A 25,436-nucleotide genomic window follows, 5' to 3' on the forward strand; every position below is an offset into this window, starting at 1 on the left:
ATTAGTCAATTCAATAGGTTGCTTTAGCAACCCACTAATTTTTCGGGTGAACGAAAGTTTTACACAAACGGGTAAGAAGCTATTCTTCATGATCTTCATGGTGAAATGCTTTTTTAGGATCAACCAATTCAAGTTCTTTAATGCGCGATGACAAGGAGATGATATGAAACCGGACAGCCTCTCGATCAAAAAACGCTATGACCGACTAGCGCCTTATTTCGATAGCCTTGAAGCCGTCATGGAAGGCTTATTTTTCAAAAAATGGCGTCACCGTTTATGGGCCAAAGCAGAAGGCGAGCATATTCTTGAAATTGGCGTAGGCACAGGTAAAAACTTCGATTATTACCCGCATGGCGCCCGGATAACCGCAATCGACTTCAGCGGCAAAATGCTGGATATAGCAAGACACAAAAAAAACCGAAAACAGATCGATGTCGACCTTCATGTAATGGATGTCGAATCGCTTGAATTTGCCGACAATTGTTTCGATACCGTGATTGCCTCTTTCGTATTTTGCTCGGTACCCTCGCCCAGAAAAGGGCTAAAAGAATTGCATCGAGTCTTAAAACCGGGCGGACAAATCGTGCTGCTCGAACACGTTTTAAGTTCAAGACCTTTGCTTGCTCGCTTGATGAATCTATTGAACCCGCTGACAGTTTCATTGGTCGGCGCAAACATCAATCGGCAAACGATCAAAAACGTGCAAGCCTCCGGCTTCAGTTCGATTCATGTCGACTCAAGCAGCGGCGACATTATTAAACTGATACAAGCGCGAAAATAAACTCGATTGACGAACGACTCTCGTTCGCGCGATCAGTTCTTCATGACATGCAGTGAATAAACCCCGTTATCAAAATCGTCGAAATAATATTCCACCATCGGATTATGAATGCGCTGTTTGTTCTGACTGACCATCAAATTGCATTCCGCGACATAGGTTTGGTGGCTGGCATTATCGACCAAGACATGATACCACGGTTGATTCTTTGCGGGTCGACTGCGCGCGACTTTTTCGTACCATTCTTCTCCGCCGCGAAACTCGAAATCGACATCGTAGATAACCCCTCGGTAATTAAACAATTTATGATGAACGATCTGCCCTAAAAAATATTTTGCTTCTTTCATAACCCGTCTCTTCAAGCCAAGCCGCTCTTATATCCAAATTTGCAGCCACATCGTCCGCACAAAATCCGACTTCAACAAAAGAATATCATAATCATCACAAAGACCCTAAGCCGTTGAAAATGCATAAACCGGGAATTGCCGAAAAATCCTAAAGTTTTTCGCTATGAACCTAACGAATTGGTTAAAATACAGCCTATTACATTATTTCGATTAGAAGACGTGAAGCCACAGATAAAAAATCTCGTTCAAACCCGCATTCCAACCCGTTACGGCGAATTCGTTCTGCATTATTACAGCAACAACATCGACACTAAGGAGCATGTAGCCTTCGTAAAAGGCTCAATCGCAAACCAAAGCCGAGTTCCGGTTCGCATCCATTCCGAATGTTTCACCGGCGATGTCCTCGGTTCGCGGCGCTGCGACTGCGGCGAACAGCTCGACAAGGCACTGCAGATCATCAGCAACGCGGGACAAGGCGTGTTGATTTATTTACGCCAAGAAGGACGCGGCATCGGGTTATTGAAAAAACTGCAGGCTTATAACTTACAAGACCAAGGCATGGATACGGTCGATGCCAACATTCATTTAGGCCATTTGGACGACGAACGCGACTACACATTCGCCGCTTTAATGCTACAAGACTTAGGCGTCGATTCGATCCAATTGATTACCAATAACCCGAGAAAAATCGATGCATTGACTCAACTCGGCATCAACGTCGAGGACCGTATTCCGATCGAATCGGTTTTCCATAACGACAACCGCGCGTATTTAACTACCAAAGTCGAAAAAATGAGTCACTTGTTAACCCTGCCGAATGAAGACAAAGACCAATAATCGACCCGTCAAACTTCCGCCGGCAAAACCGTTTCCACCAAGCTAACCCAATAGGCGGCTCCCATCGGTAAAATAGCATCGTTAAAATCGTAATGCGGATTGTGCAATAAACAACCGCCTTCCGAGGGGCCGTTACCGATCCATACATAACACCCCGGCACCTGCTGCAGCATGAATGCAAAGTCCTCCGAGCCCATGCTCGGCACCGGACACAAATCGACACCTTCGCTCCCCGCCACCTTTGTTGCCGCCAGCAATGCCAATTCGGTCGCATTCGGCGCATTGACCAACACCGGATACCCCGGATTCTCGGGATTGAACGCAACCGACCCGCTGACACCCAATCCCGTACAAATTCCTTCGACCGTCTTTCTAATCTTATCGGCAATCAATTCCTGCACCGCAGGTTTAAAACATCGAAACGTGCCGCGCAACACGACCGCCTCGGGCAAGGCATTCCAAGTATCGCCGCCATGAATCTGCGTAATGCTAACCACCGCCGAATCGAGCGGGTCGACCGTACGACTGACAATGCTTTGCAAAGCACCGATCACTTGCGCCGCGGCAACAATAGCATCGTTGCCCAAATGCGGCATTGCGGCATGAGCGGCATGCCCGGTGACAATAATCTCGAAACAATCGAACGAAGCCATCATCGGACCGGATTTGACGGCAAAATGTCCTTCCGGAATATCGTGATAGTTATGCATACCGAACACGAAATCGACTGGAAACAACTTAAACAAGCCGTCATCGATCATCCGTTTCGCACCGGCCCGGCCTTCCTCGGCCGGTTGAAAAATAAAATATACGGTTCCATCGAATTGAGGATGCCGACTTAAATATCCTGCTGCACCGAGTAGCATCGCACTATGACCATCGTGCCCGCATGCATGCATTTTTCCATCATGCTTCGAACGATGCGCGAACTTATTTTGCTCTTGAATAAATAAAGCATCCATGTCCGCTCTTAGCGCAATTTTTCGAGAACTCGTGCCCGCCGTCAAGCTCGCTACAATACCGGTTTTCCCTAAACCTTGATGAACATCAAGCCCGAATTCCCTTAATCTTGCGGCAATAAAACGAGCCGTTTCGTTTTCTTCGAATGCGGTTTCAGGAAATTGATGCAAATGCCGCCGCCATTGCCGCATCGGCTCATACCATTCCGATAATTTTTTTACTGTCGTCATCGCCAATCCGTTTATTTTGTCTTTCGCACATTAAATTTCGGCACCGAACACCCGTTAAAGGTCCTGCACCTAAATTAATGAAGATGATCACTTATCGTCAGTAGCCTATGGGTTTAGGCACTGAGTGCATGACAGATTTGCAGAAGCAAAATCCGCCCAACACACTGCGTCTCCATACACTACTGTCGAAATGTGGCGCTCGACCGGGATTACAAAAATAAATATTGTTTTCTTTTTGTTCTTTATGTACTATTTTTACAAAACGAATAGAGAACAAATTGTGCAGCATTTTAATTTAACCCGTAAGCAACAAGAAATCTTTGATTTTTTACTTGATCAACATGACTTTGCATATCCGCCTACGCTCGACGAATTATGCGCCGCTATCGGACTAAAATCGAGAGGCTCGCTGCATAAACATATTCAAGGACTCATTAAAGCCGGCCTAATTGAAGCTCCGAACCGAAAACAACGCGGCATCCGCTTAACAGCTCACGCCTTGGCACTGAAAGAACCTTCGGCTAACGATCAACGCAATACGCTACCGTTAGTCGGTGCAATCGCCGCCGGCAAACCGATCGAAGCCATTGAAAATATCAACTACATGCACGTCCCCGATCAACTCAAATCCGAAAAGCCTTGCTACATCCTACAGGTCAAAGGCGAATCGATGATCGACGAGGGTATTTTCGACGGCGACTGGGTCGTCATCGAACAACGCAGCCACGCCCTTAACGGCGAAATCGTCGTAGCATTGATCGACAAGTTGGAAGCCACGCTCAAAATCATCGAACAATACCCGCATGAAACGATACTGGTTCCAGCGAATCCCGACTTAAAGCCAATGCGCTATAAACCTCATCAAGTCGAAATTCAAGGCGTATTGATCGGGCAAATGCGCAGTTATCGGCACAAAACCCCATCCCGCCACCTAACCGGAGAAAAACCATGACCCCACGTTATCACATGCAGGATCAAGTCCATGATCGTATCAAAGATCTGATGGGCGAAAACGAAACTTTCCCCTGGAGCGGAGGCCGACTACCGAATATCGCCGCACCGGCCATTATCCTATTATTTTTGCTCCTGGGCTTGAATTGGTAAACGTTACTGTGAAAGTTCGTGGATTCGGACTCCTTATCTAATTTTTCGATATGAAAAATAATGCCGGTTCCGAGGAGGGTGCGGTTGCTCGACCGACCAGGCGTCGGCGGCAGGGAAAGCCGCCGTCGAGCCTTGTATGATTAATTTAAATGAATTTTAGCTAGGAAATACTTTAAGCTTTACCGAGTTCATTGGGAGGCCGCTTGAGCCTGAGGACTGGATTAAACCAGAGCCTGTCATGTAGATTGGCCCCCGCCCTATTCACCTATACCGCGGAGTATCTGAGGCTTAGAGCCTGCATTCACAAGGATGGTAGGTGCATACGCAGGGTCGGGAACCAATGACTAGTTTACTTTCCTTATCACAGAATAACAATTAAACATGGCAGATCAACAAATTAACAGCGCTTCACTTGACACACAAACCCGTATCTTCGCTGGCGTCGATGTAGGATCTAAAGAACTGGTTTTGGTGGTGCGCAAAAATGGCAAACCTTTCAATCCGCAGAAGTTCTCCAATACCCCAGCTGATCATGCCCGGATGGCCAAGAAACTGAACAAATTGTCCGGCATTATCGTGTGCATGGAAGCCACCGGCAGTTATCATTTCGATTTAGCCGTTGCGCTCCATGATGCCGGCGTCAAGGTAATGGTCATCAATCCCAAGGTCTCTCATAACTTTGCTAAAGTGTTGATGAACAATAGTAAAACAGATGATGTGGACGCGAATACTCTGGCGGTGTATGCCGAACGGATGGATTTTGTGCCTTGGTCCCGTCCTTCGAATGAAAAGATCGCTTTACGTTGTTTCTCACGCCGTATTAATGCGCTAACCGATCAAAAAACAGCAGCAAAGAATCAGTTGCATGCCTTAAGCGCAACAGTTGAAACACCCAAAGCCGTGCTAAAAGATGCACAAGCAGCCATCGATCAATTAGATAAGCGTATCGATCAGTTAACGGCTGGCGCCTTGGCATTGATCGAAAAACATCCGGAACTCAGTCGAGCATTAGTTTTGTTCACGAGCATTAAGGGTATTGCCAATACCAGTGCGATTGCCCTCATGGGAGAACTACTGATTTTGCCTGCGGATATGTCGCACCGTGAGTGGGTCAAGTTTGCGGGGCTCGATCCAAGAGCTTTTGATTCCGGCACGAGTGTCCACAAAAAAACGCGTATACCCAAGGCCGGTAACAGCCAGATTCGCGCCGCCCTGTATATGCCTGTCTGGAGCGCTGTGCAGCATGATCGCCATATTAAGGCGTATTACCAACATCTCCTGGATATGGGTAAATTACCGTTGCAAGCCTGTTGTGCGGTCATGCGTAAATTGTTACATGCGATTCACGGCATGCTCAAGCATGATAAACCATTCGATAACACGCGTTTTTATGCAATTCCGTCAATCGCTGAATAGCAGAAAAATGCCTATTTTTAACTTGATTTTAAACAGAGTATCTACATGGACGTATTCACCCAGTACCTAAATTCCATAGACCATTGGCTAGAATTAATTGTCTTGGATAATTCATCCAGCACCTAAATAAGCCATGATTTTGAATCATTGCCAAAGACCTATGGAATTTAGGTGCTGGGTTCACTGCGTCCTTTGATGAGCTCCCCGGCGCTTCCTTAGTCACTGCCGAATTTTGAAGTACGAAAGGTATACAACGGGTATAATTCGCTAATTTCGGGAAACCCGCAGAACATTCCCCCTATTTGACCTTCACCTTTTTTAGACGATTAAAATCACTATGATCAAACATATCCACATGCTTTTTGTCGCGCTGTCCATCATCAGTTTTACCGGACGCATATTCTTGTCGGAAACCCACTCTGCATTACTATCGCAAAAATGGTTAAAAATTGCCCCGCATGTCATCGATACGGTGCTGCTAATCAGCGGCATTTCATTGGTTTTTATCGGCGGCTGGCTTTCTGCCGATTTCGGTTGGATCGTTGCCAAAATCGTGGCATTGCTTGGTTATATCGGCCTAGGTATACTGGCGATGCGCAGCCAAGGCAATCAACGCTGGCTGGCATTTGCGGGCGCCTTACTGTGCTTTATTTACATAGCGCTCGTGGCCGTCAACAAACAAGCCTTTTTCTTTCTATAATTCCTAACCCTAAACCGGAGCAATTCCCCATACGCTTCAAGCTAACAACAGCCTCTCTCCAGTCTTTGCCAAGTTAAAGCATGTAGCCCGTATGCAGCGTAGCGGAATACGGGAATGACATGGCTACGAACTTCCCGGATGAAGCGTAGCGTAATCCGGACTCCTGCGGGACGGGTTATTTAACCCGTCCCCAACGTTTCGGTTTGACTTAAGCGTTTTGGTTGATGTCGGCCACGGTAGAAACGTTTCGGACGGGGTTGCAAACCCCGTCCTGCCAAAGGACGGTTTGCTTTGCCGCGTGAAAAATCACAGCGTGTAGCCCGTATGCAGCGTAAGCGGAATACGGGGATTGCGTGGCCTCGAACGTCCCGGATTGCGCTTGCGCTCCATCCGGGCTACGTTGTTTAGACTCGCCGGAAGCGGTCGGTAGCGATTCAGCAGCGAGGATTTGTGCTTAGCTACTCCTTCGCCAATAGCGAATTTGACTCATTCAAAAGCTCTTCAAATTCATCGATCGCCACCGGCTTTGAAAAAAAATAGCCCTGAAAAACCCGGCACCCCAGATTTTGTAAAAATAATAGCTGCTCATGGTTTTCAACGCCTTCCGCGATGGTACTTAACCCAAGGCCACCGGCCATCGAAATAATGGCTCTGACAATTGCTTGGCTTTTACTATCGACAATACAGTCCCGAACAAAAGACTGGTCTACCTTCAGTGTATCCAATGGGAAATTTCTCAGATAACTTAAATTGGAATAACCGGTACCGAAATCATCGATCGATATTCGAACCCCGATATCCCGTAATTGGGCCAGTGTTTTGATCGATTCGTAAGAATGGTGCATCAAGCAACCCTCGGTTAATTCCAGTTCCAGCATCGACAAATCCTGAAGCCCGCTAGACAAAATGATATGTCGTAAACGTTGCGCGAAGTCTTTTTTAACAAATTGACGCGGCGAAACATTCACAGCCAGATAGCTGCAGGTTTTCTTGAATGGCACCTGAGTTTCCTCCCATTTCCTGAGTCGCTCGCAAGCTGTCGCCAACACCCAATCGCCAATATCATGAATCAACCCGGTTTCCTCGGCCAGGGGAATGAAATCCATAGGTGAAACCGAGCCTAATTGGTCGTTAGTCCAGCGTATCAAACATTCGGCGCCGATAACCGATTGCAGATGGGTGTCCACTTGCGGTTGATAGTGGAGCTCGAACTCGCCGTTTTCGATCGCTTTCTTTAACAACGTCTCCAATGTAAAACGTTGACGCTCCCTCTCGGCCATACTGGGGTGAAACAATTTAAATCGGTTGCGTCCTCTTTCTTTCGCGACGTACATCGCCGTATCGGCATGCTTGATTAAATCATTGCCGGTTGCGGCATCATGAGGGTAAAACGCGATACCGATGCTTCCCGTCACCGTCAATTCATGATGCGCCAAATGGATTGGGGACGCCAATACCTTGCGCACCTGTTCAGCTACTTGGACCGTATGCAATTCGGCGACTGATTTTTCTCCCCCCAAATTGGTCAATAAAACAATAAACTCGTCGCCGCCCTGCCTTGCCACGGTATCGGCTTCTCTGAACATATTTTTTAGCCTTTCGGCAATCGCCATCAATAACTGATCGCCGACCGAGTGCCCTAATGTATCGTTGATATTTTTAAAGCGATCCAAATCGATGAACAATAATGCCACGCTGTTGTCGGTTCGTTCGGACTGAGCCAAGGCTATTCGCAGTCGATCGCTCAACAAGGTTCTATTTGCGAGCCCCGTCAAATCGTCAAAGTAGGCTAACTTGCGGATTTCTTGTTCCTGCGCCTTTTGATTGGAAATATCGGTAAACACCGCAATGTATTGGGCGACGTTCCCTTGAGCATCGGCAATAGCGGTGATACTCAACCACTCCGGATAAATCTCACCATTTTTACGCCGATTCCATATTTCGCCTTGCCACTTCCCGTTTTTTCGCAAGCCGTTCCATAACGAGCGATAGAATAGCTTATCTTGCTTTCCGGATTTAAGAATGCTGATATTTTTGCCAAGCACATCCTTCGCCGCATATCCGGTAATCGCTTCAAAAGCGCTATTGACTCGCAACAGCACGCCACGAGCATCGGTAATTGCAATACCGTCCAACGTATTCGCGAATACGGAGGCGGTTAGCCGAACTTCCAACTCCGACCGTATGCGTACCAACAAGTGAGTCAATTTTTCCGCAATACTTTTAAAAATACGGGCTCCGGCGCCATTATCAGTCGCCGGCGTATAGAGTAAAACGCCCAATAACCGGTCCGCTTCGATCAATGACAATGCTTGCCACGGCGGAAAGCCGTTACCGGCAACTAATGATTGCGTCGGCAACCCCTCGATTCGCTCAGGATAATGCGTTAATCCGGGATCGGTTTGACCAACGAACTTCAATCCTTCATCATTCATTAGATAAAGCGCACAGGAACGGCTGAACGACTGAACTAAAGGCTCCTGTGCAATCAAATTTAGGGTTTGCCTTGCCATTTCTTCGAGCGAATCGAACGTTCCGCACTTCAATGCCATCAACGATGACAACAAGGCCTGCAAGCGAATGTCGTTATATTGATCGCTAAGCGCTTGTGCGGCGCGCAACATATAACGAACATGGTGGATCAGCACCGGCCAATTGATCGGTTTCGTAATAAAATCGCTGGCTCCAGCCTGATATGCCTCTTCAATCGACCGAGTGTCGTCGGAGCCCGTCAAGATCAGAATCGGGACATGCTGCCCTTGGGGTAATGCTCTGATTATCCGGCAAACTTCGATGCCGTCGATTCCGGGCATATTGATATCGAGCAAAATAATATCGGGATGAACTTGCTCATAAACAACCAGGCCGCGCTCTCCGCTTTCCGCCGATTCAACGGTAAACCCATGGGGTGCCAATGCCTCGCTAACCAAGATCCGAATCGCGGGATCGTCATCGATGATTAACAAAAGCGGTTGTTCGGCTGTTCGGTCTGTTGGCGACATAGTTGCGTTCACGATAAAGAATCGAGTTGCGCGCGCAAGGCATCGGCGACGCAATCGAATTCATTTTCAATAGTGGTTATTAAATCCGATAGATCTTGCCACTGTGCAGCGATCGCCTGGATCTCTAAACGTTTACAAACTGCGGATAAGGTATCGGCACCGAGATTGGCACTAGACGATTTTAAGCTGTGCGCGGTTTTTCTCACGACATCCCTATTCTCTTGCGCATAAGCCTGCTTGATTGTTCGAATTTGTTCCGGCGATGTCTCTAAATAAATCGTTATGATTTTCGCTAAAATAGCGGTCGAACCACCGGGATCTAAGTCTCGAATTCTGGCGAGTGCATCCATATCCAACACCGAATGATCGGAACTTTCAATTGATCTTATTGAAACGCTTTGAACTTTATGCGGCAACCAATGCTTCAGCTTATCGATTAAGTCTTCGACGATAAAAGGCTTACTCAAAAAATCGTCCATACCAACTGTCGCGCAACGCTCCCGATCGCCGGAAATTGTTGCCGCCGTCAACGCAATGATGGGCGTTTTAATCCGCTGCTGTTCGCATTCGAGCGCACGAATTTTTTCGGTGGCCGTATAACCATCCATGACCGGCATCTGGCAATCCATCAAGATCAAATCGAAATCATGCTCGGTAAATTGCTCGACGGCTTCGGCACCATCGGCGCAAAGAGTCGTGCGGCATTCGAGGCCTGCAAGAATGGCCTTCGCGAGCTCTTGATTAACAAGGTTATCTTCAACCACTAAAATAGCCGCTTCCGGAAGTTTAACTAAATCGCATCGAGAAGAATTCTCACCAGCCCCGGGACAATTATCCGTGGCAAGAACGGAAGGCTTGATGCATTTTTGCAAATCGAGTAGATGATAGGGTTGATTCAAATAGGCATCCGCCTGTTCGGACAACTCCGCATTACCCCACAGCACTGTCCGTAACCCGGTTAATCCTGACGTCTTGCCGATTTCCGTCAACAAGGCGCCGAGTCCCGACAAACGATCATCAATCACAATCGTATCGAACGCCTCCGCGTTATCGGCAGCCTCGCGCATCTTCGCTAATGCCTCATACGTTGTTGCCGAAGTTACCGCGCCCCCCGACCATGCCTGTATCTGTCTCGCCATAATATCAACCTGTGCACCCGGCTGAGCCGCAATTAAAACCTTGCAACCTTGCAAAGACATCGCAGGCTCACTGTGCATCGGCGCCGGCTTCTCCAGCGACAACTCCACGGTAAATTGCGATCCCACACCCGGTTCGCTGCTGCAATCGATAGAGCCTCCCATTAATTCGACCAATTGCCGGGTAATACTCAAACCTAGTCCGGAACCGCCGTATAAGCGGCTCGACGACTCATCGGCCTGAGTGAAGGGCTCGAAAATGAATTTGAGCTTGTCCGGCTCGATGCCGATACCGGTATCTTGGATTTCGATGCGATAGCGAACCGACAAAGCATTTTCGTCCAGCACCCGCACCCTAATAATCACTTGGCCTCGATGCGTGAATTTAAGTGCGTTACCGACCAAATTCACCAAAACTTGATGCAAATGCGCCTGATCGCCGCAGACCCATGTCGATAATCCCGGCATCACGTCGAAACACAAATCGACATTTTTAGCCGCCGCTTGCGCCGAAAATAAATCGGCGATTTGATTCAAGGTGACATAAAGATCGAAATTGTCCGAATGTAAATCAAATTTACCGGCTTCGATCTTCGAAAAATCCAGAATATCGTTGATTAACGATAATAACGACTGCGATGAATTGGCGATCAATTGCACATAATGCCGCTCTTGCTTATTCAAGCCTTCTTTCAGTAATAATTCGCTAAAACCGATGATCGCATTCATCGGCGTCCTGATTTCATGGCTCATGTTAGCCAAAAATTGCGATTTAGCCCGATTCGCGGCTTGCGCTTCTTCAGCCAGCATGACGGCTTTATCGGTAGCGACTTCCAGCGCTTTCGTGCGTAGCCGAACTTTTTCACGCAAATCTTCACGCTGCGCCATGATGCGGGAGCGGTAAATGCTCAATCTTCTGAGCATCTTATTGAACGCTTCGGTCAACTCATTAATTTCCCTGCCACCCTTGATTTTTAACTGCTGATCGAAGTGCCCGTTGGAAATATCGATCGCCGCATCGGCCAAACGCCGGGCGGGCAAAGTAATTTTCCTCGTCATCCTGACCGTCAACAAAATCGCGACTATTGAAATCGCCAAGCTCACCAATAGCGCATTAACGATCGCGATTCCTGCCGTCCGAAAAAAAGGCCCCAATAACAAACCGTATTCAATGCGCCCGATATATTCGGGCGTTTGAGAGCTATCGTTCAATTCCAGCAACATGGAATCGTCGGGCGCCTGACTGTAGCCATAAATCTCTTTGCCGAATGCCAAGCTTGCATAACGGCTTCTGTGCGTCAATAGCGTCAACAATCGCGGCCGCGCTTGCTCAGTTGGGGACGTAGGCTCATAATCGCCGTAGATAGTACTATGCCGATACATCAGCTGATTATCGGCATCGTAAAAACGGATATAAGCGATCTCGCCTATTTGATCCAGTTTACGTGCAATCTCATGCAATTCGCGGACATTACGGGTATAGAGCGCATATTCGCTGTTGATCGCAATCATTTCAACCAAAACCCGGGCATGGGTCAGCAGACGACTGTAATTATCGGCAATAGACTGATAGGCATTGACGCCCGTAATAATCAGCGACGTACTGAGAATCAGCAAAATCACGAACGCATTGAACTCCTGAGTCAGGCTCCTTTGCGACTTTACGTTAAAAAACTTCATGGGCATCTTGAATCAAATTTTCCGGCAATTCCAACTTCATATGCCGTAGCGTTTTCATATTGATCGAGTAAAACACTTTCCGGGGCGGCTCCACCGGAATTTGTTCGGGAGGAATGCCGTTCAAAATTTTCACGATTTTTTCGCCGCACTGAACTCCAATATCGAAATAGTCTCGATCGAGCGAATAAAGCGCCCCTGCCTTGGTCCACTGATTCGACAAACCGACCAAAGGAATTCGGTTTCGAAACGAATAAAGCAACACATGCTTGGCGGTTTGCGCATTTAAAATACCGGATTCGGCGAAACTCCATAACGCTCCGGTATTCTGCGGCAAACGTTTCAATACGGACGGCAAATCCGAGTGATCGTTGACGGCTTGCGCATGAAGCCTGAGCCCGATTTGCTCGGCAAGTTGCTGAGCCCTACCTAATTCGGCACCGCTTTTTTCTTCATGATACAACACGGCAATCGACTTATCGGAACCGATAAACATCTTGAGCCATTGCAGTTCGATTTCCAACGGAAACTTCAGCACTAACCCAGTGACATTCTCGCTATCGCCCAAGGCTTTTTCGTCAACGATCAGCCCCGCGCATATGGGCAATTCGCTAAACTCAGATACGGCAAATGCAGTCGCCTGACTACCCAGCGATAAAACGGCTCGGGACCGACTGGCCGAAACGGCTGCTTTAATCGGGGCATTATTGCTGGCGTCTTTATAAACATGCACATCGAGCTCAATACGGAACCCGCTGACCGAAAAAGCTTGTCGAACACCCTCTAGAACCTCCTGATAAGGTTCCGCATCCCGACTCAAAATCGCGGTAATCGTAATACTCTGCGTATCGGCGAGACACTGGGGCACGCAAATCAGCAGGCTTGACAACCAGCAGCCGATTACGATCAATCGGCTCATCGGTTAAAACTCATAATTGAACTTAACCAAAAACAAACGCCCGTTTTGTTCGATGGTTTCGGCGCGCAAGTCGGTCGTAGAAGGATCGTGATAACGACTATCGAAGAGATTATAAATACTGCCGCTCAGCTCCAGCCCCGGAATCAAATTGCTGGAAAAAACGGTCATATTAGCCAGAAAATAGCCGGGCACGTTTGATGAAAATGTGTTGCGCCGGCTGGTATAACTCAAGTTAAAACCGGCAAAGACAAGATCTTGCCACAAAGGACCGGTAATATTGAGTTTGGTTAGGTGTTCGGGCGAGTTTTCGGGTTTTCTGGGGTCGCCCTGTACCTTCGATTGCTGGTAGGCATAACTGAAAGCCGCGCGCCAACCGTTTTCCCACTGCCCTTGCAGCTCGGTTTCGATGCCGTAAGTTTCGATCGAATTGACGTTTTTATAAATATAAGGATTCTCAACCGTCCCGCCTCCGGTCAAGCGAATCATATCGAATTCCTGGTTGAAATAAGGCGCGAGCGTAAGCAGATAATTGCGTTGAATACGCTGAATGAGATTCACTTCATAAGAGCGCATCGTCTCAGGCTCTAAATCCGAACTCCCGACCCAAATATTGCCGAAACGGTAATTTTCCTCGAAAGCGCTCGGCACGCGAAACGACTGGCCGTATAACAGCTTTAAGGTCGTATCGGTAAACGGTTGGTAAATGAGCGCAGCCCGGGGATTTACTGCATCGGCGATACCTTCATAACGGTCATACCGCACGCCGGCATTCAAGGTGAGATTATCTAAAATACGGTAATCGTCCTGAATATAAACACCCCAAATCGTGCGTTTGATAGCCACATCCGCAAATTGTTCGCCGGATCCCCGCTCGAAACTGCGCATCGCCTGCTGAAAATTATACCGGTATTCGCCGCCGACAATGACGTGATGGTCGCCGAATGATTTCGACAATTTCAGCTCGTTACCCCATAACTGACCGCGAAACACGTCGCGGCTTAAATCGTCCGGCACGAAGGCATAATAACCGTCGAAAGCATTGAAGTCGTAATAGGTACGCGCCATGACTTCGAGACCGTTATCGAAATAATGTTCGTAGAGCAAATCGGCATAAGCGCGATCGTCATCCAGACTATTACGGGAGTCGTTGAAAATCGTGTCGACAATCGGCACCGGCGGCCGCTTGCTGCGGCTGACGTAAGCGCCGCTCAAGGTAAAATCGCCCACCGTGTATTTGGCAAAACCGCGCTCGGAACGGTCCTTATCCACATCGCGAGCGGTCCCGAGACCGGCCACGGACAAATTATCCTCGCCCTCGCTCTGAAAATGCGAACCGGACAAATAGAGCTCCGATCCGTTGTCGAAGCGTTGCCCGTAAGTGAATTTCCCCTTATAGGTCTCCTGACTGCCGAATACGCCGGTCACGGACGGGCCTTCAAGATCGCGGCCGCGCTTGGTAATGATATTGAGTATGCCGAGAAAAGCATTGCTGCCATAGAGAGAAGATGCCGGCCCGCGAACCAGCTCGACGCGACTGATATCGTCGACATCGACCATGAACTCGGATCCGATCGCGCTGAAATCGACCAGATTGTCGTTGCTGCGATGACCGTCGATCAATACCAAAACACGGGTATTGTAATCGCCGCTCCGATTGAAACCGCGAATACCTATACGCTGATAAATCCGATCATTGCTGGTATACATGCCGCGCATGCTGCCTACAATATCGCCTAGATTGCGATAACCGAATTTTTTGATATCCTCTGATGTCACGATACTGACAGACGAAGGCGCCTGCGTGACCGGCTGCTCGTATCGCGATGCGCTATAGACCGAAGGAATGTCTTCAAACAATATTTTTTCGTCGAGCGCTACCGTAAAATCTTCGGCAACAACACGAAATGTCAGCACCAGATTCAGCAAAAAAGACCTGGCAAATACTTTCGGGATTATCAACAGGATTGCTCCACCATTCGACTCGATTGCTCGTGCAACCAAACGAAATACCGGAACGCAACGATGCAAGCCGGTTATTATACTTTAGAAATAAGCGAACAGACATTGTCTTAAACGCGAAACCAAGCCGCAGCTCGATGCTTGATTATCGCCCCCGGGCAACCCTATCCTGGAAATTGCCGATACCTTACATCAACGGCAAAATCTGATCCAAAACCTTGCCGTTCGTGACCAAAATCTGTTTCGGAAAAATACCGGGATTACCCTTGAAGTCGGTCACGGTTGCACCCGCTTCCTTCGCGATCAATGCGCCCGCCGCGACATCATAAAGGTTCAATTCTTGCTCCCAAAACGCATCGACCTGAGCATCCGCAACCAAACACAAATCCAACGCCGCCGACCCCAGTCGACGCTGCCCGGCCGTCACTTGCGCTATCCGGCAAAAGCGCGCCAAGTTATTGTCTGTCAAATAACTTCGCAAACACGCAAAACCCGTGCTGACCATCGCATCGGCCAAGTTGGTTTCCGAAGACACATGAATACGCTCGCCATTCTTGTATGCGCCTTGCCCTTTTTGCGCCCAATAATAATCGTCGAACGCCGGCGCATAAACCGCGCCGAATTCCATTTCACCCTCAATTTCGAGCGCCACGCTGAGCGACCAAAAATACTGGCCTTTCGAAAACGAATGCGTGCCGTCGATCGGATCGACAACCCAACGACTGCTTTGGTTTTCGGTCTTACCGCTTTCCTCGCCCCAAAAACCGAATTGCGGATAGCGCCCGGTCAACTCCTTCTTCAAAAACGCTTCAACCGCGACATCGGCTTCGGTAACGAAATCGCGGGGCGCTTTTTTAGTAATTTCTATATGCTTCAAAGCTTTGAAATGATTCAATGCAATGGAACCGGCTTCGCGGATAACCCGCTCAAGATCGCTTGTAGAAATAGACATTATCGGCCTTAGAAATGAATTAAAGCCGTTTATTGTAAAGCATCGGCGGCAAGGCGGCCTATCTCAGTATGATGCAGAATTTTTTCAAAAGGTTGTAAAACCTGCCTAGGCCCTTGCATAAATACATACACCGGAGTCGAGGTGTGCGTGCCGGTGGCCCAGACCGCGTGCTGTTGTTCGGCAACTTCTCGCGCAAGCAGATTTTGACGATTGCCTGCCGGATAAGCAAAAAACGCGCTGTTAAAGCCCATCATAGGCACGCGCTTCAAACTCAATGATTTGTGGTTTGGCTGGTAATAGCGGTTTTTTTCAGTCGCCAAAATACGCTCGGCTTGTCTTTCATCGATTTTGAATTCGGTATAAAGATTAACCATCTCGACCAACCTAGCCGGCGTCTGTTGCGCCTTCGGTAAGGACTCGAAGCGCTTGAACAGCTCATAGTAACTCAACTGCTGTGCATACAATCTATCCAACACTTCAGGATTGCCGTAATTAAAGGACGGTTGAAACTGCCTGCCTTCTTGAAAATACGCACCAGGAAGCGAGCGGGGCTCGGGTAAATCGGCCGCCGAATAACTAAAGCCGAAGCCGCCGGTTTCATGATCGGCCGTGACGATCAATAAGGTATCGTCTCGCCCCTGCATCCAGTCAAGCACTGCTTCGAGCGTTTCATTCATCCGAAGCATTTCGTGCAATAAGGTGCCGGTATCGTTGCCGTGCGAAGCCCAATCGATCTGCCCGGCCTCGATCATCAGAAAAAAACCTTGTTCGTTTTTCGACAAGATGTCCAGCGCCTGCCGCGACATTTCCTGCAATGTCGGAACGGTACGTGCCGGGTCTTGTTTGGCTAGGGTCTCGGCAATGCCATTCGGTAATTCGGACGCGGCAAACAACCCTAAGGTTTTGTCTCGGGCTTGCTGCAATTGCGATTTATTGAAAACCAACTCATAGCCCTGTTGCCGTGCTTGTGCCAATAGATTTTTTCGATCGTTCCGTTTCGAAGCGATCGAGTCGGTCCGGCCCAGTAATTGCGCTGCCGATCGGTAATCTTGCGATTGTTTGTCGTTGACGGTTTCGGGCAACCAATAACTCCATCCCGCCGAAAACATAACATCCGGACCGATAGCCAGCAAATCTTCGGCAATTTCATTTTCGAGACTTCGATGTGTCTGATGCGCGGCAAATGCCGCCGGCGTCGCATGCGTGATGCGCGTATCGGATACCAGCCCTGTAGCCTTACCGATACGCTTGGCTTTTTCGACAATCGTTTCGCGGCGGTTGCCGTCTTTATCCAGCCCCAGCATTTCCGAACCGGCAAAATAACCGGTCGCCAATTGAGACGCCGAAGCTGCGGAATCGGTGACTAACGTGCCGGCCGCGTGTGTCGTCGAAATGGCTAAATTGGCATCGCCCTGTTCAATCATGCGGTCGAAAGCGGTTTTGCGCGATTGGATCACGCTACCCGGCGCTTGCCTGGCATAAGACAATAACAAGCCGACCTGCTGCGGCCCCATGCCGTCGCCGATCACTAAAATGACGTTGTTAATACGAGCATCTTCCGATTGCGCCAGGTCAACACAGGCACATCCCGTCAATGCTAGACTCAATAACCCCGGCAAACAGATCGCAATGTAAATTTTTTTCATATCAAATGCCAGTATTCGAATAAGCTTTAGTCAATAAGTTATCCTGATTACATATAAGCTTCAGCCTATTTGAAATCCGAAGTGGGTTTTGTGTCGCTATCGCGACGCTTATATGGAGTCGGTTCGCGGACCGGCAACCGCGATACTTTTCTTTGCTTGTCCAAAGAAAAGTATCCAAAAGAAAAGACACCCGGAGGCCGCTGTATCCTGCGCGCTGACGATTTTGCCGAGGGTTTTCAGAAGGGCTATCCCTAGCCCTCCGAAAACGAGCGGCATCCTTGCCGCTCCCCTGGCGGGCTATTCTCGGCAAAATCGCCAGTGCTCGGCGCGGCCTAACGGGCCCCAGGCGGGCGCCCTGAGTCAAGTTGGCTGAACGTTCTCAGTAATCAGGTAAGTTATATTGTGCATGATTGTTAGATTCAGCACGAGCTCCCAAGCTCTAACCGTTCCGATGAATCAACGCTTATGAGTCTAACAAGAAACGAACGCCAAACACCGAATTATCGATTATGATAACGTTATCGATACTATAAATTCGCCGATCGGTAAAGCTCATGGAAACCGCCATGTCAAAAATTCTCTCCGAAATAGACCCGCAGCAATTGCCGGCTATTCCTAAAGTCTTATTGAATCTGATCGAAGCCTTTCAAAATCAAGATACCGGCTTCGAGGACTTGACTCGAATCATCTCGCAAGACGCAGGGCTTAGCTCGAAAATATTGTCCGCGGCCAATTCGCCTTTCTACCAGCAATTCGGAGATGTGAAAGACTTAAATCGTGTGTTGATTATCCTTGGTCTTGAACCGTTGAAGACCATCACAATGACCAGCGTAGCACAACAATTTTTTAACCAAGTCTCGCCGTCCCACCAAAATTATCTCGAAGTCATTTGGTTCAGATCCTTGGCATGCGCTCATTTTGCCAGGCGATTGGCAAAACTCATCGGCTTTGAATCGCCCGATCAGGCTTATTTGGCCGGTCTACTGCATCGCATCGGACAATTAGGCCTCTTGCAATGCTTCCCCAAAGAATACGGCGCATTGCTAAACGATCATTCCGAAGACCTCCCCGAATCGTTCGAAAAAAAAACATTAGGAATATCACATTGCGAAATCGGCGCTTATATCATTGACACCTGGAATATTCCCGGCTTTCTCGCAGACGCCGTTTTGTATCAAAATAAAACCTCTCCCGCAATACTCGATAGCTCTATCTTAGTTAAATTGATCAACTTGGCAGCGCAATTAAGCCGATTCGATAAACAAAACAGCGCAGTTGTTTACGCCGAAGCCCATGCGCTATTCGGACTCGGACAAGCGATTCTTGACGAAATAGCGGGCGATGTAAAAAAACAGGTCGAACAGACTGCGGGAAGCCTTGGAATTGCCATCGCGAAGCCTGAAGACGGCACGACGATCATAAGAGCGAAACTCGAGGAACGTAACGCGATTCAAAAACGTCTGGGAAAACATACCAAGGATTTGGCCTTCCTCGGCGCCATTGCACGCAACAACGATTTATCCGAGCAATTCGATAAAATCCTAACGACACTACTTAGGGACTTAAATATATTATTCGGGTTCAGGTCGACAGCCGTGTTTCTAGTCAACCCGGAAAAGCCCATGCTTGAAGGTTATCCATTACCCGAGCAAAACAACGCCAATCTCATATCGAATTTGTCGATTGAACTCAAGCCTAACCGCAGTTTGGTCGCGAATGCGTTATTGAACCAACGCTTGCTAGTATCTTATCAAACCACCCTGCCCGATCCCACTCCGGTTATCGACCGCCAAATTTGCCGATTACTCGAAAGCGAAGGCATGTTAGCCATTCCTCTTAGCGCGAATAATCGACACTGGGGAGTCATCGTTGCAGGATTGGCGCCGACCGACCAACTCCAAGTCAAGGCTAAAAGGGGTTTGATCTCGTTATTTGCCGGAGAAGCAGCCCGGATGCTCTCAAGTCATCGTGTAGCCGGCGAACGCATCAAAGAAAACATCGACTCGATGCAATCGGACTTTCAATTACATGTAAAAAAAATTATTCATGAAGCCAACAATCCGCTGAGCATCATCAATAATTACCTTTATTTACTCAACCTCAAACTCGGTAGCGACAGCCCTCAAGAAATCGGGCTCATTCAAGAGGAAATCAACCGAGTCGGCGAGATCATCCTACGCCTTTCCGACACACCGACACAAGAAAATGCCGCCGGCGATGATTCCGGCCCGATCGATATCAACCAAACCCTAAGCGATTTGATCTCCCTTTTCGAGGGCGGACTCTTCGCCCCTCGTCGAATAGAGGCCTGCTTGAAACTCGATGATCGGCTCCCGAAAATCGCCGTCAGCAAATCCAAGCTGAAACAGATACTAACTAATTTAATCAAAAACGCCGCTGAAGCATTGCCTGACGGCGGTCAAGTCACGATCTCAACCCGCGACCGCGTTTATTTAGGCAATCACTGTTACGTGGAAATTCAAATCCACGATGACGGTCCAGGTTTACCCGATACGATCAGCGAACAGCTATTCCGACCGGTTACCAGCACGAAAGGCGAAGGTCACTCCGGACTCGGGCTTACTATTGTCAAAAATCTGATCGACGAACTAGCCGGCACTATCGGCTGCAACTCGACGCCGAACGAAGGAACGACCTTTCAAATTTTTTTACCCAGAACGCTATAACCATGCCTATAATTAACGCTTAGGATTTCGGTATTAAATATGGGCGCCATTGCTAGCTTACATTCTAATTCAGACATCGAGATACTGATTATCGATGACGAACTCAAGGCGCGCGCAAGTTTACACGATATTCTCAAATTATCCGGCTATCGCGTCGCTATGGCGGAAAACGTAAACTCGGCCATCGAATTGATTAATGAGCATAATTTTCCTTTGATTTTGCTCGACCTGAATATGCCTGTTTTAAACGGTCATCATTTTTTGGACTATCTTGCCCATCACGATATCGACACACAAGTCCTGATCATCAGCGGCGAAGCGACTTTCGCCCAGGCCGCACGCTCATTACGTTTTAACTTTGTTCAGGAATTCATTAAAAAACCCTATGCGGTCGAAGCCTTGCTGCATTCGGTTAAGGTTGCCGCCGAAAAAATCCGCCTGAAAGAAATCAATAATAAAGTTCAGGCGCAATTATCGAAATCCGAACAATTGCATCGCTTTTTCGTCGACAGTTCGCCCGACATCATTTACATGCTGAACGATCGAGGCGAATTCGTGTTTCTGAACAATGCCATCGCCAACATCCTAGGCTACGACAAGAGCGAAATCATCGGTAAACATTATTCCTCGTTGGTATACCAAGCCGATCTCGACAAAGCGAAATACGCTTTTAATGAACGCAGGACCGGCGATCGCTCCACCAAGGCAATTGAACTTCGTTTACGGTGCAAAAACAGCGATCAGCCGAAATATGTCGAAACCAATTCAATTACAATCGTACTGAGTTCCAAAGGCGTTTATAAGAAGAAAAAAGAAAATAAGGAATTTGTCGGTACCTATGGCGTCATCCGCGACATCAATGACCGCAAGCTCTCCGAAAACACCTTGCGCAAACTCAATTTAGCGGTCGAAAACAGTCCTAATTTGATCTATATCACCGATAGTAAAGGCACGATCGAATACGCCAATCCGAAAATTTTTGAAATCTCCGGTTACACCGCCGAAGAAATCATCGGCAAAACACCGCATATTTTTAGTTCCGGAGAAACACCGCCGCACGAATATCAAGAGCTTTGGAGCACCATCACCTCGGGAAAAATTTGGCGAGGCATTCTCAAAAACCGAAAAAAAACCGGGCAACTGTATTGGGCTCAACAATCGATCGCACCGATGCTGGATTCGGACAACCGGGTAACGAATTATGTTGCGATTCAAGAGGATGTGACCGAAATACTCGCTCAGCGCGATATGATTACCTATCAAGCGACCCACGATCCATTGACCGACTTGATCAACCGCACCGAGTTCGACCGCCGTTTGAAACGGATCATCAACACGGCTAAAACCAAAGGCTCGACACATGTTTTGTGCTACCTGGATCTCGACAACTTCAAAATCGTCAACGACACCTGCAGCCATACGGCCGGCGACGAATTGCTTCGCCAAATCAGCCGGCAGTTATCGACATTGATCCGCAATCGCGATTCCCTAGCCCGGCTCGGCGGCGATGAATTCGCGATACTGATGGAGCACTGCACACTGGAGCAAGCGCAAGCAACAGCCGAACGCATTCGGCAACACATCGAACGCTACCAATTCCGCTGGGACGACAAAAGCTTCCGAATCGGGGTCAGTATCGGCATGGTCACGATCCATGCCGAAAACGGCGGTTTCGATGAATTACTGAAACGCGCCGACATCGCTTGCTACATAGCCAAGCAAGACGGCCGAAACCGCTCCCATGTCTTCACCGAATCCGATCAGGCTTGCATTGATTACCGCAACGAAGCCGCCTGGCCTGAAAAAATCGAACAAGCCTTGTCGCACAATCGCTTCCGACTCTATCGGCAGCGAATCGTCGCACTGAAAAGTATCGAAGGCGATCATTACGAAGTGCTGTTGCGCTTGCAGGAAGATTCCGGCAAAATCATTGCGCCAAACGCATTTTTACCGGCCGCGGAACGCTATCAATTGGCCGCTTCAATCGATCGTTGGGTTATTCAACAAGTGTTCAACTGGATGCTTGAACATCCCGATCGGTTAAGTTCACTAACGTTGTGCTCGATTAACCTTTCCACGGCAGGCTTGAATGACAAAGGACTAATCGAATTTATTATCGACCGATTCATGCAAACTGCACTTCCTGCCGAAAAATTCTGTTTCGAAATCACCGAAACGGCAACCATCGTCAATTTGACCGCAGCAACACAATTCATTACTTCGCTTAAGGAACTCGGCTGCCGATTTTCGCTGGATAATTTCGGTAGCGGCCTGTCTTCGTTCGCTTATCTTAAAAACCTTCCGGTCGACTTTCTCAAAATCGACGGCGTTTTCGTCCGCGATATCGAAACCGATTCGGTGGCGCTAGCGATGGTCAAATCGATTAACGATATCGCCCACGTCATGAATAAAAAAACCATCGCCAAATTCGTCGAAAACGATTCGGTAATGAAAATCCTTTTGGATTTGGGCATCGATTATGTTCAAGGTTACGGCAGCGACGAGCCTTCACTTTTGAAATAAATCAGCCTCTCCCTTCTTGTTCTTGTAGAATCCCGAGCTTGCAAATGCCCTAATCCTGAATTCGGCAGTTTTACCATGAAGCACATGAAGTTCATGAAGGATTTCAAGAAATTACCTAAATCTTCTCGCTAACCTTTTTGGTGAGCGAAAGCTCTACTCAAACGCGCAATAAGTTATTGAATTAACTTCCTATTCTTCATGATCTTCATGGTGAAATGCTCTTTTTAGGCTAATGGATGTCGTCTTGAAAAGACTGTGACCTGCTTTTCGGACCGACACTTGACCAACGAAAGGTATACGATGAATGACAGCAAAGTCCGGCTTTCCGGTTACCACCGACTGAAAAAATTACGCACTGCCTTAGCAATAGCCAGGGGCACTGTTCTGCTTGCCGATTTAAAACGTGAAGCGGAAGGGACTATCTCGCATGACCAAACCAAACGGGTCACTTATCTGACCAATCTGTTCTCAAGAATTCATCGAGAACTGTTTCAAGACTGGAAAGACCAAGCCACGATTCGGCACCGCCCCGGTACGATGACCGATGCCGATAAGCGCCTGAAATTTCGTAAAACCATCGGACGCCTGGTACTAGACGAAGAAGCCAATAGAGATACGGCTATTTTCGACAATAACGGCTTTGTCATCAATGCCGACAACATCGACAAAAGATTGGCCGATTTTTATTTAAAAATGCGTATCGTTAGACCCTTTGATTACGGTAATCGCATCACGCTCGATTTTTTCATGACCATCTTGGGAAGATTGCCGGCCTTCAAAGCCGTTTATGAACACGGCATCGATTTTCGCCGTATCGATCAACATGACGCCATCGCACTGCACGATACATCAAGTAATATTGAAGCGCTAACGCGCGCCTTCCATCATTCTCTCGACCCGCTACGCAACCAGTCATTAATCAACCAAGCCAACGGCTACGGAATTTGGCCCGAGAACAAAACCTTCGTCTCGGGAATCCCTTTCTTATCCTATGTCACCGAAAACGGCACCCAATGTCTGGTATCGGTCAACGGCGGATTGGTGCCGTTGGACAGCATACAAGAAGAACTCTTTACCGCCGGCAAACACATTGCCGATTATCCCTTATGCTCACCGGATAACATTGTCGGCTACCTGCCCGGCACCGAAGCCTTGCGTACAACGGAAAAAACCGAAATCGACGGCATAACCGTCGGCAAACAAGGAGAGGCGCCGCTATTTTGCCTTGACGTGAACATGTTGACCGGCTTGCGTTCGCCCAGTCATGCCGAATTGTTGGAATTGGTCAAGCAGTGCGCGGGCAATCAGGCAAGCATTTTTAATCTGGCCGATAACGAAGCGCTAAAACAACAATTATTGATTGCCGCGAACGGCGACGAACGTTTACAGCGAAGCGTTGAAATTGCCTATGTCAGACTCGCCAAAATCGTGCGCATTCTCAAACACGCCGAAGACGATATTTTCTTCGGAAAAAAGCCGGTCGAAGAACCGAGGCTATTTATGTCGATGGGCGGGGCAGGTTCCGGAAAAAGTGTCGTCGAGGAAATCGCGACAAATCATTGCGGGGACAATTTCGTAATTGCCTCGCTCGATGAATTCAGAAAACAAAGCGACCTCTATAAAGTGCTGACCGCCGCCAACCATCATAGCGACGATTATGTTTACGTGGAACCATTCGCCAATCGATTACGCGACGAGGTAGCCCGTCGCGCCAAACTCGAGCGGATCAACATACTCTACGACGGCACAGGCATCCCTTATTCGCCTCGTTATTCAGGCATTATCAATGAATTCAAACAAGCGGGTTTTTATACGCAAATCACCGCTGTCGATGCCTTTATAGTCAAACCCGGCAATCGCGAGCATGAACTGATCCGTTCCACCGTCATCGATAGCGTCAAACAACGCTTCGAAAAAACCGGCAGAGCCTTACCCTGGGTCATTACGGTTTATAAACACATTCGCTCCCCGGAGTCGTTTCTCGATGCTTTAGAAGACCCGGCTCTGAATAAAATTTCTCTATTTGCTAACGACAGCGAACCGGGCATGCACTACTTGATCGCCGAAAGCTTCAATTTACCCGACCGCGAAGTCAAACTACTCAAAACCCATCAACTATCGGGTTCGCTCGCGAAATCCCTGATCTCGCTGAGTAAAACCAACGACGATTCGCTACTAAAAAATCTAGCACACAACGACAAAACAACCCTTAGGCGAATGATCGACCGAAATCCCGAGTACAACGAGCAAAATGTCGCTTACTTAATTCACAACAGACTTCACGATCACCGAGTATTGGTCATTTACAACTGTCGGCGAATGATCGATTTTATCGATAAACGGCAACTCAATCCGAATGCGTCAGGCGAACAAGGTCTATTACACAAACCGGAAGCATTGGCCTTCCATGTCGACCCTCTCTCCCGCACCCCCTGGTTAATCACGCTTCAGGATTCGACTTGATTGATTCATTCGCCTGTTTAGCAAACCGAAAATATCGAAATATCCTTGAGGCCTAAAGCGCAATGGAAGCTTGGAAGTTCACCTACCCATTACCAATTAT

General features: G+C 48.2%; 17 protein-coding genes. 9 read left to right on the forward strand and 8 right to left on the reverse strand.

Annotation, left to right across the window (positions count from 1 at the left end; translation table 11 throughout):
- Positions 1-163 precede the first annotated feature (163 nt).
- Positions 164-781 carry a methyltransferase domain-containing protein gene (locus tag WJM45_RS18555; protein WP_341326508.1) on the forward strand — a complete coding sequence of 206 codons (618 nt, stop codon included), beginning with the start codon at positions 164-166 and terminating at the stop codon, positions 779-781.
- A 32-nt stretch (positions 782-813) separates the two neighbouring features.
- Here WJM45_RS18555 and hspQ read toward each other — a convergent pair whose 3' ends face one another.
- The gene (hspQ, locus tag WJM45_RS18560) at positions 814-1,125 is read right to left on the reverse strand and encodes a heat shock protein HspQ (protein WP_125218141.1); all 312 of its coding nucleotides are present in this window, start codon (positions 1,123-1,125) and stop codon (positions 814-816) included.
- Between the two features lie 219 nt (positions 1,126-1,344).
- Between hspQ and ribA the strand changes: the two genes are divergently transcribed.
- Positions 1,345-1,962 (forward strand): GTP cyclohydrolase II, encoded by a 618-nt coding sequence (ribA, locus tag WJM45_RS18565; RefSeq protein ID WP_341326509.1) that lies wholly within the window; start codon positions 1,345-1,347, stop codon positions 1,960-1,962.
- A gap of 8 nt (positions 1,963-1,970) precedes the next feature.
- On the opposite strand, the gene WJM45_RS18570 is transcribed toward ribA, so the two are convergent.
- Positions 1,971-3,152: a M20 aminoacylase family protein gene (locus WJM45_RS18570; RefSeq protein ID WP_341326510.1), complete on the reverse strand. Its 1,182-nt coding sequence runs from the start codon at positions 3,150-3,152 to the stop codon at positions 1,971-1,973.
- 280 nt (positions 3,153-3,432) lie between these two features.
- On the opposite strand from WJM45_RS18570, the gene lexA reads away from it, so the two are divergent.
- The 4 genes from lexA to WJM45_RS18590 all read left to right on the forward strand — a co-directional run bounded on the left by lexA (position 3,433) and on the right by WJM45_RS18590 (position 6,372).
- Positions 3,433-4,104 carry a transcriptional repressor LexA gene (lexA, locus tag WJM45_RS18575; protein WP_341326511.1) on the forward strand — a complete coding sequence of 224 codons (672 nt, stop codon included), beginning with the start codon at positions 3,433-3,435 and terminating at the stop codon, positions 4,102-4,104.
- The gene (locus tag WJM45_RS18580) at positions 4,101-4,256 is read left to right on the forward strand and encodes a hypothetical protein (RefSeq protein ID WP_341326512.1); all 156 of its coding nucleotides are present in this window, start codon (positions 4,101-4,103) and stop codon (positions 4,254-4,256) included. Before lexA ends, WJM45_RS18580 begins: the two co-directional genes overlap by 4 nt.
- Before the next feature lie 381 nt (positions 4,257-4,637).
- Entirely contained in the window at positions 4,638-5,672 is a 1,035-nt protein-coding gene (locus tag WJM45_RS18585; RefSeq protein WP_341326513.1) for an IS110 family transposase, read from the forward strand.
- A 337-nt stretch (positions 5,673-6,009) separates the two neighbouring features.
- On the forward strand, positions 6,010-6,372 hold the full coding sequence (locus tag WJM45_RS18590) for a SirB2 family protein (RefSeq protein WP_341326514.1): 363 nt from the start codon (positions 6,010-6,012) through the stop codon (positions 6,370-6,372).
- Positions 6,373-6,830: 458 nt separating this feature from the next.
- On the opposite strand, the gene WJM45_RS18595 is transcribed toward WJM45_RS18590, so the two are convergent.
- From WJM45_RS18595 to WJM45_RS18620, 6 genes are all read right to left on the reverse strand, one after another.
- Positions 6,831-9,374: an EAL domain-containing protein gene (locus tag WJM45_RS18595; RefSeq protein ID WP_341326515.1), complete on the reverse strand. Its 2,544-nt coding sequence runs from the start codon at positions 9,372-9,374 to the stop codon at positions 6,831-6,833.
- An 8-nt stretch (positions 9,375-9,382) separates the two neighbouring features.
- Positions 9,383-12,190 (reverse strand): ATP-binding protein, encoded by a 2,808-nt coding sequence (locus WJM45_RS18600; protein ID WP_341326516.1) that lies wholly within the window; start codon positions 12,188-12,190, stop codon positions 9,383-9,385.
- A complete protein-coding gene (locus WJM45_RS18605) occupies positions 12,177-13,106 on the reverse strand; it encodes an ABC transporter substrate binding protein (RefSeq protein ID WP_341326517.1) in 930 nt (309 codons plus the stop codon). The genes WJM45_RS18600 and WJM45_RS18605 overlap by 14 nt, the downstream gene beginning before the upstream one ends.
- 3 nt (positions 13,107-13,109) lie before the next feature.
- Positions 13,110-15,065 carry a TonB-dependent receptor gene (locus WJM45_RS18610; protein ID WP_341326518.1) on the reverse strand — a complete coding sequence of 652 codons (1,956 nt, stop codon included), beginning with the start codon at positions 15,063-15,065 and terminating at the stop codon, positions 13,110-13,112.
- Between the two features lie 187 nt (positions 15,066-15,252).
- On the reverse strand, positions 15,253-16,017 hold the full coding sequence (locus tag WJM45_RS18615) for an inositol monophosphatase family protein (RefSeq protein ID WP_014149982.1): 765 nt from the start codon (positions 16,015-16,017) through the stop codon (positions 15,253-15,255).
- Between the two features lie 29 nt (positions 16,018-16,046).
- Complete coding sequence (locus WJM45_RS18620) at positions 16,047-17,663, reverse strand: alkaline phosphatase (protein WP_341326519.1); 1,617 nt, start codon at positions 17,661-17,663, stop codon at positions 16,047-16,049.
- 566 nt (positions 17,664-18,229) lie between these two features.
- Here WJM45_RS18620 and WJM45_RS18625 point away from each other — a divergent pair.
- The 3 genes from WJM45_RS18625 (at position 18,230) to WJM45_RS18635 (ending at position 25,336) form a co-directional block, all read left to right on the forward strand.
- Positions 18,230-20,350, forward strand: a complete 2,121-nt coding sequence (locus WJM45_RS18625; protein WP_341326520.1) for an HDOD domain-containing protein — start codon at positions 18,230-18,232, stop codon at positions 20,348-20,350.
- Between the two features lie 39 nt (positions 20,351-20,389).
- Positions 20,390-22,873, forward strand: a complete 2,484-nt coding sequence (locus WJM45_RS18630; protein WP_341326521.1) for an EAL domain-containing protein — start codon at positions 20,390-20,392, stop codon at positions 22,871-22,873.
- Between the two features lie 300 nt (positions 22,874-23,173).
- The gene (locus WJM45_RS18635; RefSeq protein WP_341326522.1) at positions 23,174-25,336 is read left to right on the forward strand and encodes a zeta toxin family protein; all 2,163 of its coding nucleotides are present in this window, start codon (positions 23,174-23,176) and stop codon (positions 25,334-25,336) included.
- The last annotated feature ends 100 nt before the right edge of the window (positions 25,337-25,436 follow it).

It is taken from the genome of Methylotuvimicrobium sp. KM2 (assembly GCF_038051925.1).
In the GTDB taxonomy this organism is placed as follows: domain Bacteria; phylum Pseudomonadota; class Gammaproteobacteria; order Methylococcales; family Methylomonadaceae; genus Methylotuvimicrobium.

Bases quoted from the DNA above. Each gene is read 5' to 3' on its own strand.
- WJM45_RS18635 (WP_341326522.1), top strand. From the start codon at position 23,174: ATGAATGACAGCAAAGTCCGGCTTTCCGGTTACCACCGACTGAAAAAA.
- WJM45_RS18555 (WP_341326508.1), top strand. From the start codon at position 164: ATGAAACCGGACAGCCTCTCGATCAAAAAACGCTATGACCGACTAGCG.
- WJM45_RS18615 (WP_014149982.1), bottom strand. From the start codon at position 16,017: ATGTCTATTTCTACAAGCGATCTTGAGCGGGTTATCCGCGAAGCCGGT.
- WJM45_RS18620 (WP_341326519.1), bottom strand. From the start codon at position 17,663: ATGAAAAAAATTTACATTGCGATCTGTTTGCCGGGGTTATTGAGTCTA.
- WJM45_RS18595 (WP_341326515.1), bottom strand. From the start codon at position 9,374: ATGTCGCCAACAGACCGAACAGCCGAACAACCGCTTTTGTTAATCATC.
- WJM45_RS18590 (WP_341326514.1), top strand. From the start codon at position 6,010: ATGATCAAACATATCCACATGCTTTTTGTCGCGCTGTCCATCATCAGT.
- WJM45_RS18630 (WP_341326521.1), top strand. From the start codon at position 20,390: ATGGGCGCCATTGCTAGCTTACATTCTAATTCAGACATCGAGATACTG.
- hspQ (WP_125218141.1), bottom strand. From the start codon at position 1,125: ATGAAAGAAGCAAAATATTTTTTAGGGCAGATCGTTCATCATAAATTG.
- WJM45_RS18580 (WP_341326512.1), top strand. From the start codon at position 4,101: ATGACCCCACGTTATCACATGCAGGATCAAGTCCATGATCGTATCAAA.
- WJM45_RS18600 (WP_341326516.1), bottom strand. From the start codon at position 12,190: ATGAAGTTTTTTAACGTAAAGTCGCAAAGGAGCCTGACTCAGGAGTTC.
- WJM45_RS18570 (WP_341326510.1), bottom strand. From the start codon at position 3,152: ATGACGACAGTAAAAAAATTATCGGAATGGTATGAGCCGATGCGGCAA.
- WJM45_RS18585 (WP_341326513.1), top strand. From the start codon at position 4,638: ATGGCAGATCAACAAATTAACAGCGCTTCACTTGACACACAAACCCGT.
- WJM45_RS18625 (WP_341326520.1), top strand. From the start codon at position 18,230: ATGTCAAAAATTCTCTCCGAAATAGACCCGCAGCAATTGCCGGCTATT.
- WJM45_RS18605 (WP_341326517.1), bottom strand. From the start codon at position 13,106: ATGAGCCGATTGATCGTAATCGGCTGCTGGTTGTCAAGCCTGCTGATT.